This window comes from Mycobacterium sp. smrl_JER01, assembly GCF_048513595.2.
Lineage (GTDB): Bacteria > Actinomycetota > Actinomycetes > Mycobacteriales > Mycobacteriaceae > Mycobacterium.
The window spans coordinates 39,661-53,209 of record NZ_JBLXXK020000004.1 but is presented as its reverse complement, the minus strand read 5'-3'; the positions used below and the strand labels follow the sequence as shown (position 1 = coordinate 53,209).

Here is a 13,549-nt window from a genome sequence, read left to right as displayed (position 1 = left end):
CTGGCACTGTCAATGTCAGTTCATATTCCGTTCATACTACTTGTGTTTTGTGTACCCGACAGAACGATGAACCGGCACCTGGATGTGGACTTCGAGGTGTCTCAGCGATGAGGAGATGCATGTGAAGATCCGCCTTCGGAAGCGCGCGGGCTGGGCGGCGATGGGTGCGGCCGCCGCATTGGCGTTGACGGCCTGCGGTGGGGGTGGCAACGGCGGCGCCTCGGGAGTGGAGGGCCAAGTGTCTGGTCCGGTCGTCATTGATGGCTCCAGCACGGTTGAGCCGCTGTCGTCGGCGGCCGCGGAGCTGTTCATGGAGCAGCACCCGGATGTCAACGTCACGGTGGGCACCTCGGGCACCGGCGGTGGGTTCGAGAAGTTCTGCGCCGGCGAGACCGACGTCTCGGATGCGTCGCGGCCGATCAAGGACAGTGAGATCGAAATCTGCACCAAGAACGGCATCGAATACAGCGAGCTGATCGTGGCCAACGACGCGCTGTCGGTGGTGGTGAATAAGGAGAACACCTGGGCGAGCTGCCTGACGGTGGACCAGTTGACGAAGATTTGGGCGCCGGGCTCGACGGTCAAGAACTGGAATGAGGTCGACCCGTCGTTCCCGAATGAGCCGTTGCAGTTGTTCGGTGCGGGGTCGGATTCGGGCACCTTCGATTACTTCACCCAGGCCATCAACGGGGAAGAAGGTGCTAGCCGCACCGACTACAACCCCACCGAAGACGACAACGTGACGGTGCAGGGTGTGTCGGCCACCAAGGGCGCGCTGGGCTACTTCGGCTATTCCTACCTGGAAGCCAACGCCGACAAGGTGAAGGGCATCGAGGTCGACGGCGGCGACGGCTGTGTGGCTCCGTCGGTGCAGACCGCTCAGGACGGCACCTACAAGCCGCTGTCGCGGCCACTGTTCATCTACGTCTCCGACGCTGGCCTGGCCAAGCCGCAGGTGGTGGCGTTCGCGGACTTCTACCTGGATTCCAACACCGACATCGTGGAAGCGGCCAAGTTCATCCCGTTGACCGAGGAGCAGCTCGCGACGGCACGTGCAGACCTCGACGCGTTGCACGCCAAGGAAGGCAAGTGAGTTCACAGTCTGTGACCGCGGGCGCCCCGACCGATCCTGGTCTGGGCGCCGGCGGTGACCTGATCACCGGTCGCCGCCGCCCCGGCGAAGCCGTTATCAAGGCACTGCTGGCGTCCTCAGCGTTCCTGTCGGTGGCCGTCACCGTGGGCATCGTGATCGCGCTGCTGACCCCGCTGCTGACGTTCTTCCAGAACGTCAGCATCGTCGAATTCCTCACCGGTACCACCTGGACGGCCGGCTTCGGGGCCAAGACGTCGTGGACGGATAAGCAGTGGGGGGTGCTGCCGCTGGTGATGGGCACGCTGACCACGACCGTGATCGCGCTCGCGGTGGCGGTACCCCTGGGTTTGGGTGCGGCCACCTACTTGTCGGAGTACGCCAGCGAGCGTGTCCGACGCACCGTCAAACCCATCCTGGAAGTCCTGGCCGGCGTGCCGACAGTGGTCTACGGCGTCATCGCGTTGACACTGCTGACCCCGGTGCTGCAGTCGGTGACCGGCGCGCAGATCTTCAACAACCTGTCCCCGGGCATCGTGATGGGTTTCATGATCGTGCCGACGGTGGCCTCGCTGTCGGAGGACGCGATGTCCGCGGTGCCGCGAGCGATGCGCGAAGGGTCCTATGCGTTGTCAGCCAATCGCATGCAGACCACGGTGCGGGTCGTGATTCCCGCCGCCCTGTCCGGAATCGTGGCCGCGATCGTGTTGGGCATGTCGCGGGCGGTCGGGGAGACGATGATCGTCGCGATCGCGGCGGGCAGCCAGCCCGTGTTCACGATCAATCCGCTGGTGGGCGCTCAGACCATGACGGGATTTATCGCCCAGGTCGCCAGCGGTGACGCCCCGCAGGGCAGCCCGGTCTATTACTCGCTGTTCGCGGTCGGGGCCCTGCTGTTCCTGATGACCCTGGTGATCAACATCTTCAGCATCGCTTTGGTGCGCAAATATCGACAGGCCTACTGATGACTTCGCAATCGATTGATCCGCCCGTGGCCCGCCCGGACCTGAGCACCGACAACAAGACCAAGCCCGACATCGGCTCGGTGGTGTTCGCCGCAGCGCTATGGGCGTGCCTGGTTGTCTCGTGTCTGTTCCTGCTCGCAGTGTTGGGCGCGATCCTGGTGGAAGGCCTCTCCCGGCTGGACTGGGCATTGATCTCCGAGCAGCCCTCACGGTTGCGGCCCGAAACCTCCGGGGTGCAGTCAGCGATCTTCGGCACGCTGTGGGTGATGCTGGGCACCATCGTGTTGGCCTTGCCTGTCGGCATCGCCGGCGCCATCTACCTGGAGGAATACGCCGACAACACCCGGTGGTGGAACCGGCTGATCGAACTGAACATCCAGAATCTAGTGGCGGTGCCCACCATCATCTACGGCATCTTGACGTTGGCGTTCGTGGTGCGCGGACCGCTGTCGATCGGGCCGGTTGCACTGGCCGGCTCGGCGGCACTGGCGCTGCTGATCCTGCCGGTCATCATCATCACCACCCGCGAGGCGTTGCGGGCGGTGCCCCGCGACATCCGGGATGCCTCGCTGGCGTTGGGCGCCAGCCAATGGCAGACCACCTGGCGACAGGTGCTGCCGTCGGCGGTGTCCGGTATCGCCACCGGCACGATCCTGGCGCTGTCGCGGGCCATCGGCGAGGCCGCGCCACTGATCCTGGTCGGGGCCACGGTGTTCGTCACGGTCAATCCCGACGGGGTGCTCGACCGCTACACCGTGCTTCCGGTGCAGATCTTCAACCTGGTCAAGCTACCCGAAGCCGACAACGTGAAGTTGGCCTGGGCCACGATCCTGCTGCTGATGATCATCCTGCTCGCGATGAACGCGTTGGCGATCTGGATGCGCAACCGCTTCCAGCGCCGCTGGTGACCGACCACCCCCACTTCCAGAAAGACTTCCTCATGAACGAGTCCACCCCCGCCACCCTGCCCACCGCCGCGTCCGCTGATCTCGACGAGCAGGACAAAGCCCTCCTCGCCAAGCTGAACACCAGGAAGGTACCCACACCGCCGTCGCAGACCAAGGTGTCCGCCGGCATGATCACCACCGAGGACCTCGGCGTCAGCTACGGCGACTTCCTGGCCGTCGCCGGGGTCAACCTGGCCTTCCAGCGCCACGAGATCACCGCCCTGATCGGCCCGTCCGGGTGCGGCAAGTCCACCGTGCTGCGGTGCTTGAACCGGATGAATGACCTGGTGCCCTCAGCGCGAGTACATGGCACAATCCGCTTCCGCGGCACCGACATTCACCAGGACGGCGTGGATGTCATCGAACTGCGCCGCCGGGTCGGCATGGTGTTCCAGAAGCCCAACCCGTTCCCCAAATCCATCTACGACAACGTGGCCTACGGGCCGCGGGTGACCGGCATGAAGCCCGCCAGCATGGACGATGTGGTCGAAGAAGCGCTGCGCGGGGCGGCCCTGTGGGAGGAAGTCAAAGACAAACTCAAGCAGAACGCCACCGGCCTGTCCGGCGGCCAACAGCAGCGGCTGTGCATCGCGCGCACCATCGCCACCCGCCCCGAGGTGATCCTGATGGACGAGCCGTGCTCAGCGCTCGATCCCATCGCCACCGCCAAAATCGAGGATTTGATGGTGGGCCTGGCCGAGCAGTTCACCATCATCATCGTCACCCACAACATGCAGCAGGCCGCCCGGGTCTCCCACCGCACCGCCTTCTTCACCGCCGAGGCCGACGAACACGGAAAACGGCTGGGCAAGCTCGTCGAATACACCACCACCGAGGCGCTGTTCTCCAACCCCGAAGATCCGCGCACCGAGGCCTACATCAGCGGCCGATTCGGCTAACAGCACCGACACCAACGTTGCACCGTGGCGGTGTCGTCGTCGACGACCACAATGAGCAGACGGCCTACACGCAGGCCGTCTGCTGCCGACACCGCCACGAGAGGCGACTGCGTTGACCTCCACGCCCCCGCCCGCACCGCACGACATCGTGACCGCCGGGCCGCTGCGCGTCGACCGCGCCAGCCACCAAGCCACCTTGCACGGGCACACCGCGATCCTCACCGCCCGCGAACTCGAGGTCCTGCTGTTCTTCTGCGCCCAACGCGGCCGGGTGTGCAGCGCCGAAGACATCGCCGCCGTCGTGTGGGGCCAGTCGCAAAAAACCAACAGCATCGCCGTGCACGTCAAACGCCTGCGCGCCAAACTGCCGCTGGAACGCACCCACGGCGGCCCCCTCATCTGGAATGTCCGCGGCGCCGGATACCGCCTGGCCCCGGTCCTCGTCGACGACGCCGAACCGCATCTGGCCGCCCCCCACTCGACCGCCATCGTCCCGGCGCTCCCCGCCCAACCAGAAGCCCCACCCGCGCCGCCAGCCTCTAGACAAACCCCTAATGACTCAGCCATCATTGAGGCAATGAATATTGAGCGATCGGTGTCGGTGGAGCAGCGGGTGGCCATGCACGCCGCGCTGGCTGACCCCCACCGTCTGCGAATCGTGGATTACCTGGCGCTCGGTGACGCGTCGCCGTCGGAACTGCAGACCGCGCTATCCATGCCGTCGAACTTGGTGGCCCATCACCTCAACGTGCTGCAGGCCAGCGGCCTGGTGCTGCGCGACACGTCGCACGCCGATCGTCGCCGCACCTATGTGCGGCTCGCCCCGACCGGCCTGCGGGATCTGCTGCCGGTGACGTCATCTCCTGCGTCGCGGGTGGTGTTCGTCTGTACGCAGAACTCGGCGCGCAGCCAGCTGGCCACCGCCTTGTGGAACCAGCAGTCAGCCATTCCGTCCACCTCGGCGGGCACCCACCCCGCCGACCAGATCAACCCGCTGGCCGTCGATGCCGCGCAGCGCCACCGCCTTACGCTCGCCGATCAGCAACCCCAACTGCTCGACGATGTGCTGCGCCCCGACGACCTGGTGGTGGTGGTCTGCGACAACGCCCACGAGCATCTACCCACCGGACTGGCGCGGCTGCACTGGTCGGTCCCCGACCCGGTGACCGCCGCGCAGCCGTCGGCGTTTGACGCCGTGGTCGATGAATTGTCCGGGCGCATCAGCACTCTCGCCCATGCGGTCGGTACCTAAGGAGGGGAATGTGACCAGCGTGTTGTCGCCGCGTGCGGCGCTGTCGGTCGACCAGCGGCAAGCCATGCACACCGCGGCCACCCGGATGTGTCGCGACTACGCCGACACGTTCAGCATCGAGACCATCGAGGAGTTCCTGTACTCCTCCTACGACACGCTCGCCCTCGGCGCGGCGATCACCAACTATCTGCCGCTGCTGGCCGAACGCTTCGCCCGGCAACGCCTCACCGCGCTCGCCACAGTCGAGGGGCACCCCCGCGACGAGAAACCCATTGTCTTGTTCGTCTGCACCCACAACACCGCGCGCTCGCAGATGGCGATGGGATTGTTCACCGCATTGGCCGGCGACCGCGCCGTGGCCTGGTCGGCAGGCTCGATGCCCGGCCGCGTTGTCGACAGCGAGGCCGTGACGGCGATGGCCGCACATGACATCGACATCTCCGGCGAATACCCCAAACCGTGGACCGAGGAGATCATCCGCGCCGCGGACGTCGTGGTGACCATGGGCTGCGGCGATGCGTGCCCCGTCCTGCCTGGGCCGCGCTACCAGAACTGGAAGATCGACGACCCCGCCGGTTGTGCCCCAAGCAGGGTCGACTGCATCTTCGACAACCTCGACGACCGGATCCGAGATCTGCTGACAGAGTTGAACATTGAGCCCCAGCTGCCCGCCGGGGCGGCGACGTCATGAACACCGCACCGGGAAGCGTCGTGGCGCGGTTCGTCGGCTGGGTGCGCTCCGGCTACCCCACAACCGCTCCCCGTGGCGGGCACTGCGCCGCACTGGCGCTGCTCGGCAACGACGAGGTACACCCGGTCGCGGCAATCCTCGCGCTGCAGAACGACACCCCCACGCAACGGCGGTGAACACCACCGGCACGCTGTGCTGCGCGCACCCACCGGCCTCCGGGGAGGCCCAACCCACCCCATGGGCAGTCGTCCTTGCGGCGCTGCGCCGCTACGAGCAGCACCGCCACAGCGTCGACGTCCCGCCCCGCACCCGCGCCTACGGCGTCGCGCTGGGCCGCTGCATCAGCGCTCTGCGCGCGAACTACTGGAACGGCCACCTGGACCCCGACATCATCGCCGACGTGGAGGCCGTGCCCGGCTGGCACTGGGGAGACCCGCCCCCAGGCGCGTGGCGGACCGCCCTGCGGTCGGCGACCGCCGCCGCCCGTCGACACCGCGGCGGCGCCACACCTCCCTACCCCCGCCGGGCGGGTGGCGTCGATCTGCAGGCCTGGTGTGCGCGACAGCGCGCCGACTACGCGGCAGGCCTGCTGTCACCGGCCCAGATCGACGCGCTGTCCGCGTTGCCCGGCTGGGACTGGGATCCCGACGAGCACCGGTGGCGCCAGGGTCTGACGATGTTAGTGGAGTTCGTCGACTCAGGCGGCGACCTGGCGATGCTGCACCGCGATCTTCGGGTCAACGGGTTCGCGTTGGGGCGATGGTGGCAGCGCTGCCACGAAGACTGCCGCGCCGGTGTCCTGTCCGCCGAACGGCGGGCGGTCCTGGCCGCCCTGTTCGCCGATAACTGTTGCCCCGACCCGTGGAGCGTCGGATACCTTGTCTTGCAACGTTTCTGCGACGCTCAGGGCCACGCACGGCCGCGACAGAATGCGGTTGTCGACGGGTTTCGGCTCGGCTGGTGGGTCACCGTCCAACGCCGGCAACGCCGCCGCGGCGCCCTCAACGCCGAACGCATCCACCTGCTGGATGCGTTACCGGGCTGGCAATGGAACCCCGGACGCGGGACCCGGCCGCCCCCGGCGCACCCACGCCGACCACAGGTGATCAGCCGCGCTGGCTGACAGCCAAATTCACCCCGGACGGGTCGGCAAGCCTTGGTCTGGTGGCCGACGCCAGCAGCGCCCCCACCGCGGCGATTGCGCCGAGGGCAACGAACATCGCGGCGTACCCGCCGAGCAGGCTGGCCAACGCCGCGCCGACGAACGGTCCGATCGCGGTGGCGACCATGATCGGGGCATTCAGATAGGCGCTGAGATGGCCGTAGTGGGTGGACCCCCAGCGTTCGGTGACCGCGGTGGCTTGCAGCAGCGTCATGATGCCGCGCATCACGCCGGCACCGATGGCCACCGCCACCAACGCGGCGTAGGAACTGAACACCCCCAGCAGTGCCGTGGTGGTGGCGACACCGGCCATGATGAGCACCGTGCGGGGCACGACACCGACGCGGCGCACCAAGCTCTGATAGCCCAGGCGACCCAGCACCTGCCCGGCGCCGCCCAGGCCGAGCGCGACCGCCGCAGCCACGGTGCTGATCCCGCGTTGGCTCATCAACGGGACCAAATTGGCGATCACCGCATACGACGCGAGCCCGGCCAGCGCAAACGCCGCCACCAGGGCAAGGAACGGCACGCTGCGCGCGGTGCGGCCCGGCGCCTCGACATGGTGATGCTGGGTGACCACCGGCGGCCACGGGCGCCGCAACCCGAAGAAGTGCGCGGGGATGGTGATTACCGCCATGATGACAGCGAGGACGAGATAGGTGTGGCGCCAGCTCATCTGGGCGGACAACGCCGCAGTCAGCGGGGCGAACACAGTGCTGGCGAAGCCGGCCACCAGCGTCAGCACCGTTAGTGCGCGGACCGCGTCGGTGCCGAAGAACCGGGTCAGCGCGGCGAAGGCCGGTGCGTAGAACACCGCGCCCATCGCCACCCCAGCCAAAACCCACGCCGCGACGAACCACCCGTAGGTCGGCGCCGCGACGACCGCCACCACCGACAGCGCGCCGAGGATCGAGCCCGCAGTCATGATCCAGCGCGGACCCACCCGATCCAGCCACCGCCCGACCGGGATGCCGACCACCGCCGAGGTCACCAACCCGGCGGAGAACGCCGCGGTCACCGCTGGGGCGGACCAGCCGGTGTCGGCGCTGATCTGCTCGGAGAGCACGGTGAAGGCGTAGTAGAGCACGCCCCAGCTAGTGATCTCGGTGACGCACAACGTCACCAGCACCCAGCGCAGCCCATGCCGGGCTGCGCTGGGTGCCACAGAAGAACCCGCCGGTGTCATCCGCCAACGGGGTTGAGCGACAACGACAACGGTTGCAGTGTCGACGGCGCGGGTCCGCAGCACCCGCCGCCGGCGTTCTCACCCTCGGGGCTGTCAAACAACCCGGCTCCGTTGCACACCCCGGTATCAGGCAATGTCAGCTCCACCCGGCGGGCGGCCTCGTGGTCACCGGCCAGTTCGGCAGCGATGCTGCGGACCTGCTCATAGCCGGTCATCGCCAGGAACGTCGGCGCCCGCCCGTAGGACTTCATCCCCGCGATGTACAGATTCGGCTCCGGGTGGGCCAACTCGGCGGCGCCGTGCGGCAACACACTGCCACAGGAATGCATGTTCGGATCAATCGAGCCGGCCAAGTTGACCGGGGCCTGCAAGATCGGATCCAGCTCGATGCGCATCTCCGACAGGAACGACAGGTCTGGCCGGAACCCAGTCAGGACCACCACGTGATCAGCCGGCGCCAGAGCCCGCCCGTCCTCGGCGGTCACCACCGCCTGGCCGTCGACCAGATCGATGCGCTCGGTGCGGAACCCGGTCGTCAGGGACACCCGGCCGGCCTCGACCGCCCCCTTCGAGCGCACACCCAGAGCGCCGCGCTGGGGCAGTTCATCGGCGGCACCACCGCCGAAGGTGTCCTCCGACACCCCGCGGCGCAGCACCCACGTCACCGTCGTCGAGGGATCCTTGCGCACCACCTCGCCGAGCTGAATCACCGCGGTCATCGCCGAATGCCCGCTGCCGACCACCACCACATGCTTGCCCGCCAACCCTGAGGCCTGCGCGAGCGTCGGCGGAACGTAGGTCAGCACACCCGAGGCTGCGGCCGCGCGTTCCCCAATCGCGGGAACTCCGTCAGCGCCAGCAGGATTGGGCTGGCCCCAGGTGCCCGAGGCGTCAATGACCGCCTGGGCCTGCACCCGGCACTCCGTGCCGTCAGCATTGCTCACGTGCACGACGAACGGCGTCTCCGCCCGGCCCGGGCTCACCAGTCGGTCGCGACCCAGCCGCGACACTGCCTCCACTCGCGCGCCGTACTGCACGCGCTTGCCCAGGGCACCGGCCAGCGGCGCCAAGTAGCCGTCGATCCACTCCCGACCGGTCGGGAACCCCGCCTCATGAGCAGTCCAGCCCGTCGATTCCAGCAGCCGCGCAGCGGCGGGGTCGACCAGCTCGGGCCACGGGGAGAACGTGCGCACGTGCTCCCACTGCTCGACCGCCGACGCTGGGCTGCCGCCGGCCTCCAGTACCAACGGGGTGAGTCCACGCTCCAGCAGGCGCGCGGCCGCCGCCAAACCTAGCGGTCCGGCCCCGATCACCACGACGGGCAACTCCGACATGCTCAACCTCCTCTTATCGACGTTCTTCGATGGGATCGATGGTGCTCGACCCATCGATATTTGTCAATGCGTGTGTCATCATGGATGACATGGCTACCGCGATCGCACCGTTGACCTCCAGCGACGTGGCTGCCTGCTGTTCACCGCTCACCGGCGGCGTGCTCGACACCCCGGCCGCCGAACGCCTCGCCTCGGTGTTCAAAGCCCTCGCTGACCCCGCCCGGGTCAAGCTGGTGTCCCTGATCGCGGCCTCTGAGGGCGGCGAAGCCTGCATCTGCGACCTCACCGAACCACTCGGCCTGAGCCAACCCACGGTGTCGCACCACATGAAACTGCTCGTCGACAGCGGCCTCGTCAGCCGAGATCAACGCGGCAAATGGGCCTACTACCGCGTGAACGCCGAAGCTTTGGACCGCATCGCCGCCGCGGTGTCGACCCATCCGGCGTGACTAATTCGGAGTCGATGGACGGGCGGCCATGGGCTCTCCGGCCTTGGTCAGCCCTGGGAGAGTTGCGCGTGCGCTCTGCGCTCGACGAACAATGGAACGAAGTCCCGAATCCGGCTGTGTTCGAACTGGGCGTAGGCGCCCTGGACGATCGCGTTGATGCGCTCTACTGGGACGTCTGTGTGGCGGTCTGCTAGTCGACGCTCGACTTCTTCAACCATGACCCGCTCATCGATCTCCGGCACTTCGCCAGCTTGCCCCCGTGGCCAGGTGCCGTCAACCGCAGAGATGGCGCCCGTTCACCTCACACCCGGCCATTGAATCCGTGAGGTCAGGCAAATGCGATGATTTATGAAATGAGCAATGACGAGTCCGACTTGGCGCAGGCACGCCGACTGTTGGCATCGTTGCAAGAGAACATGATTCACACAACGAGGATGATCGAGAAGTTCGAACGGCAACGCCCCGCGGGGTCATCCGCAGGGCCGCGAGAGCGTGTGCTGCGTGGTGAACTCTCCGAAATCCACGGGTACGTCAACCGCATCTACGAACGGTTTCCCGAGACACGGCCGTAGCGCGGTGCAGGTGAGCGAGGCAAACGCCTCCTGACATTGACGTCGGGTTGATCTAACCGTCTCCTGAGGGCATGGAACCCGTCGAGATCACGCTGTGTGGGTGGCGTCGCCCAGCCTAGGATCGGTTCGCTTGTGGGCGGCGGGCATCTTTTGTTGGGACGCAGCGGCAATGATCGCGCCGAGAAGGTGACGCAGACGTGGTTCGTCACCCTGCCCGAGGTAGCAGTCCAGCCAGCTGGCGGTGGCGGCCACCAGGTCGTCGCTGAGGGCGATGTGGTTGCGCGCGATGGCGGTGATCAGGGCGTCGATTGCGGTGAACGTTTCGCCGATACCCAGGGTGATGTAAATGCGGTCGGCCTCGACTCTGCTGAGATGCGGGCGCGCGGTGGCAGCCAGCTCCCAGGCCAAAGCGGCATCGTCGGGCGCTTTACGCACTGGAGTTTTGCGCGACCCGGACAACTGGACCCCTTTCTTTGGCGTCTGATCTGTCTTCTACGGTAGAGCGTGGCCAGACCTGGCGCGCGCTGGTCGACCCACCGATAGCGGCGGCCGACCAGGGACAACGCGCTGGGCACGCCATCGTTTTCCTGCCGTTCACTGGCTAGCTGATCTCGGCACCGCTTGTGAGAACCCTGCCTGTCTCAAATTCAAAGAAATGAGACGCTCCCGCGCGGCTGGCATTGTGGTCACATCGCTCCAGGTCGGGTGTCTCATTTCTTGTCGCACACGGCTTGTCTCAGATCCTCGATGTCGGTAGGTCGATGAGACCTGTGATTGCCGTGACTGCGTTAGTGGAAATCCCCTCGGGCGAGGTCCGAGCCACGTGACGGGACCTCGCCGGATGTCCGAGTTGACTAGTGCAGATAAGTCCGGCCGTAGCGGTCGTGGGAGTCCTGCCCGGGGTCGGTGACGAGCGCGATGCGTTGCCCAGTGAGGGTGTCCGCCGCGAACCGCGCCGCCTCGGGGCCCCAGCATCCGACCGACCAGCCGGGCTTGTGCAGTTCCGGGGAATCGATGCCTAGAAGTCGCACGCGGAGGCGGCCGCGGGTGTCGTCGCGAACATCGAGTGTGTCTCCGTCTACAGCTCGGAGCACTGTTGCGCTCACCGCGGCGGGTGTGGCGTCCGCCGTTGGGGATGAGGGCGTGCAGGAGGTCGCGGCCGCGATCAGCCCGCACGCTATGCCGAGGTGTGCTACCGCGGCCCGGCCGCGCTGCGGCGCAGGGGCTTTTGTTGCTGTATCGCGCTCGCAGCGAGGGGCGCCGGGCAGCGTGAAACATCTCTGCGCGCCGCGCCGAATGACATACCCGCGCCCACACGACGGACATAGCGGCCGGGCGGTGCCCTTGGGCGTCACGGCGCGCGGGTTATCGCCTGATGTGGGTGCACGAAATGCCCACCGGGCTCCGCTGTAGTTGTTGCCTCGCCGCATGATTCGTTGCCCATCGTCCATTAGGGAAGTGCGATTCGAAGTGCCTTGCTGATCTCCGCCATGGTCGATGGCGACAAGGTGCCCAACGATTCGGTCAGCTCATCGTGGTACAGCTGCACGATGTCATCGACCAAGACGAAGCCCACCAGCGGATCAGCCGCGGTCAACGGCACGACCGTGGGGACGTGCGAGTGCTTGCTCGTAGTCGTAATCCGTGCCGCGAGAACGGTATCGAGGTTTCTGTTCCGCGAGTTGTTGCTCAGGATGACCCATGGCTTCGCGCCATGCCCGAGGTCCACCCGGTACGCCTGGCTGCGTAGCGCGCGGCTCACTGACGCCCCTGGCCCCGGCGCGCATAGCGGTCCCGCGCGGTCCGGCGCTCAGCGTTAGACGGTTCGCTGTTGAACTCGGTCGCCAGCTCGGCGTAGCCGGCGTCGAGGACATGTTCCTGGAGGGCCTCGGCGCCCGCCTGGAGCAGCGCCCGCAACGCCGCGGCTTCCGACTTGATGTCGTCGACATCGTGCTGGCTGGCCCAGTGTCGCAACACCTCGTACGCCGGCGATCCCTGATTCAGGTACGGGGCTATCACGGCCTCGTCGGAGTCGCCGAGGATGAGGCTCACACGCTTACTCACAGTGTACATATTACACCACTATCAAGCGCATAGATAAGCGCAATTCTCGGCTCAGATGTGACGTATAGGCGGGAGCGGGTCGTTGGTTGGCGAGCGGGGTTGCGCGGCGCTGTCGGCCACCGCGGCGACAATGGCCTGATGAGTGATGACGTTGGCGGTTTGTCCGTTCGGCAGGGGCCGCGCAAGCGCGCCGGCGATGTGCGCGTCGCTGTGCTGGTGCGCGTCGAGGGACGGCCCGCCGCGGTGCGGGTCTTTACCGATGAAGAGGCCGACGAGGCTGCCCAGTACGCGGCAAGTACCGGGGGAGTAGTTGTGCCGCTGCCGCTTTCACCGCCAGCTGGGTATGTACGCGGACCCGATGGTTCTCTGCTACCGGAGGGGGCGGCTGGGGCTTCGCCGCCAGCATGAGCCCGGCCCCGTCAAAGCGATTCGTCGTGAGGGTGTCGGCCCTCGGAGGCCAGCGCGTCGAGGTAGGCGTCGTGGTAGCGGGTGATCGACAGTCGCTCGGAGGTGAATTGCTCCAGGACGCCGGTGATGAGTGGTTGGCCTCGGAGCGAGGATCCCATTCGGTCGTAGGGCCAGTGGCCGAAACTCATCATGTCAATGCCGAGTGTCTGCTGCGGGTATTCGCGGGCCTCGGTGATGTCGTTTCGGACCGCCTCCAGCTCGGTCTCCAGGCGACGGAGTGCGGACGCGGCACGGCGGAGATGGCGGTCGCGCTGCTCTTTGAGCAGGTTGACGCATTCCGTCCATGTCGGGATGGTGTCGCGAGGGAAGTAGACGTGGCCGGCTTTGCCGCGCACAACCTGGGGGAGCAGCCCGTCTGCGGCCAGCATCTTGAGGACGTCGGTCGGAATCCCGCACAGCTCGGCGGCTTCCGACAGCTTCGCCAGGTGCGGCTCACTCACCCGCCTGGTCCGTTCCCGCGGTCTTGCGTG

The 13,549-nt window shown here is 66.9% G+C and carries 18 protein-coding genes; 10 read left to right on the top strand and 8 right to left on the bottom strand.

Annotated features, from left to right (window positions below; genetic code table 11):
* The first annotated feature begins 160 nt into the window (after positions 1 to 160).
* From ACNUDN_RS30785 to ACNUDN_RS30750, 8 genes are all read left to right on the top strand, one after another.
* A complete protein-coding gene (locus tag ACNUDN_RS30785) occupies positions 161 to 1,093 on the top strand; it encodes a PstS family phosphate ABC transporter substrate-binding protein (protein WP_419125626.1) in 933 nt (310 codons plus the stop codon).
* Entirely contained in the window at positions 1,090 to 2,055 is a 966-nt protein-coding gene (pstC, locus tag ACNUDN_RS30780; RefSeq protein WP_270713736.1) for a phosphate ABC transporter permease subunit PstC, read from the top strand. The genes ACNUDN_RS30785 and pstC overlap by 4 nt, the downstream gene beginning before the upstream one ends.
* Entirely contained in the window at positions 2,055 to 2,963 is a 909-nt protein-coding gene (gene pstA, locus ACNUDN_RS30775) for a phosphate ABC transporter permease PstA (protein WP_419125594.1), read from the top strand. The genes pstC and pstA overlap by 1 nt, the downstream gene beginning before the upstream one ends.
* A gap of 167 nt (positions 2,964 to 3,130) precedes the next feature.
* On the top strand, positions 3,131 to 3,901 hold the full coding sequence (gene pstB / locus ACNUDN_RS30770; protein WP_270713994.1) for a phosphate ABC transporter ATP-binding protein PstB: 771 nt from the start codon (positions 3,131 to 3,133) through the stop codon (positions 3,899 to 3,901).
* A 112-nt stretch (positions 3,902 to 4,013) separates the two neighbouring features.
* Positions 4,014 to 5,153 (top strand): winged helix-turn-helix domain-containing protein, encoded by a 1,140-nt coding sequence (locus tag ACNUDN_RS30765; RefSeq protein WP_333563685.1) that lies wholly within the window; start codon positions 4,014 to 4,016, stop codon positions 5,151 to 5,153.
* Entirely contained in the window at positions 5,137 to 5,844 is a 708-nt protein-coding gene (locus ACNUDN_RS30760) for an arsenate reductase ArsC (RefSeq protein ID WP_270713739.1), read from the top strand. Before ACNUDN_RS30765 ends, ACNUDN_RS30760 begins: the two co-directional genes overlap by 17 nt.
* On the top strand, positions 5,841 to 6,020 hold the full coding sequence (locus tag ACNUDN_RS30755) for a DUF3349 domain-containing protein (RefSeq protein ID WP_048424140.1): 180 nt from the start codon (positions 5,841 to 5,843) through the stop codon (positions 6,018 to 6,020). The genes ACNUDN_RS30760 and ACNUDN_RS30755 overlap by 4 nt, the downstream gene beginning before the upstream one ends.
* Positions 6,017 to 6,967: a helicase associated domain-containing protein gene (locus ACNUDN_RS30750; protein ID WP_270713740.1), complete on the top strand. Its 951-nt coding sequence runs from the start codon at positions 6,017 to 6,019 to the stop codon at positions 6,965 to 6,967. The genes ACNUDN_RS30755 and ACNUDN_RS30750 overlap by 4 nt, the downstream gene beginning before the upstream one ends.
* On the opposite strand, the gene ACNUDN_RS30745 is transcribed toward ACNUDN_RS30750, so the two are convergent.
* Complete coding sequence (locus tag ACNUDN_RS30745) at positions 6,951 to 8,192, bottom strand: MFS transporter (protein WP_419125593.1); 1,242 nt, start codon at positions 8,190 to 8,192, stop codon at positions 6,951 to 6,953. The genes ACNUDN_RS30750 and ACNUDN_RS30745 overlap by 17 nt on opposite strands.
* Positions 8,189 to 9,526, bottom strand: coding sequence for an NAD(P)-binding domain-containing protein (locus ACNUDN_RS30740; RefSeq protein ID WP_419125592.1), 1,338 nt, complete (start codon positions 9,524 to 9,526; stop codon positions 8,189 to 8,191). The genes ACNUDN_RS30745 and ACNUDN_RS30740 overlap by 4 nt, the downstream gene beginning before the upstream one ends.
* Before the next feature lie 89 nt (positions 9,527 to 9,615).
* Between ACNUDN_RS30740 and ACNUDN_RS30735 the strand changes: the two genes are divergently transcribed.
* Positions 9,616 to 9,975 carry an ArsR/SmtB family transcription factor gene (locus ACNUDN_RS30735; protein WP_048424177.1) on the top strand — a complete coding sequence of 120 codons (360 nt, stop codon included), beginning with the start codon at positions 9,616 to 9,618 and terminating at the stop codon, positions 9,973 to 9,975.
* A gap of 47 nt (positions 9,976 to 10,022) precedes the next feature.
* On the opposite strand, the gene ACNUDN_RS30730 is transcribed toward ACNUDN_RS30735, so the two are convergent.
* The 5 genes from ACNUDN_RS30730 to ACNUDN_RS30710 form a co-directional block, all read right to left on the bottom strand.
* Positions 10,023 to 10,217 (bottom strand): three-helix bundle dimerization domain-containing protein, encoded by a 195-nt coding sequence (locus tag ACNUDN_RS30730; protein ID WP_048424143.1) that lies wholly within the window; start codon positions 10,215 to 10,217, stop codon positions 10,023 to 10,025.
* A 417-nt stretch (positions 10,218 to 10,634) separates the two neighbouring features.
* Positions 10,635 to 10,955 (bottom strand): hypothetical protein, encoded by a 321-nt coding sequence (locus tag ACNUDN_RS30725; RefSeq protein ID WP_236694300.1) that lies wholly within the window; start codon positions 10,953 to 10,955, stop codon positions 10,635 to 10,637.
* 446 nt (positions 10,956 to 11,401) lie between these two features.
* Entirely contained in the window at positions 11,402 to 11,653 is a 252-nt protein-coding gene (locus tag ACNUDN_RS30720) for a thermonuclease family protein (RefSeq protein WP_419125590.1), read from the bottom strand.
* Positions 11,654 to 11,997: 344 nt separating this feature from the next.
* A complete protein-coding gene (locus tag ACNUDN_RS30715) occupies positions 11,998 to 12,309 on the bottom strand; it encodes a type II toxin-antitoxin system PemK/MazF family toxin (RefSeq protein ID WP_094295091.1) in 312 nt (103 codons plus the stop codon).
* Positions 12,306 to 12,620 carry a hypothetical protein gene (locus ACNUDN_RS30710; RefSeq protein ID WP_419125589.1) on the bottom strand — a complete coding sequence of 105 codons (315 nt, stop codon included), beginning with the start codon at positions 12,618 to 12,620 and terminating at the stop codon, positions 12,306 to 12,308. The genes ACNUDN_RS30715 and ACNUDN_RS30710 overlap by 4 nt, the downstream gene beginning before the upstream one ends.
* 129 nt (positions 12,621 to 12,749) lie before the next feature.
* On the opposite strand from ACNUDN_RS30710, the gene ACNUDN_RS30705 reads away from it, so the two are divergent.
* On the top strand, positions 12,750 to 13,019 hold the full coding sequence (locus ACNUDN_RS30705; protein WP_094295093.1) for a hypothetical protein: 270 nt from the start codon (positions 12,750 to 12,752) through the stop codon (positions 13,017 to 13,019).
* A gap of 11 nt (positions 13,020 to 13,030) precedes the next feature.
* Here the strand turns inward: ACNUDN_RS30705 and ACNUDN_RS30700 are convergent, their stop codons facing one another.
* Complete coding sequence (locus ACNUDN_RS30700; RefSeq protein WP_094295094.1) at positions 13,031 to 13,519, bottom strand: MerR family transcriptional regulator; 489 nt, start codon at positions 13,517 to 13,519, stop codon at positions 13,031 to 13,033.
* Positions 13,520 to 13,549: the final 30 nt, after the last annotated feature.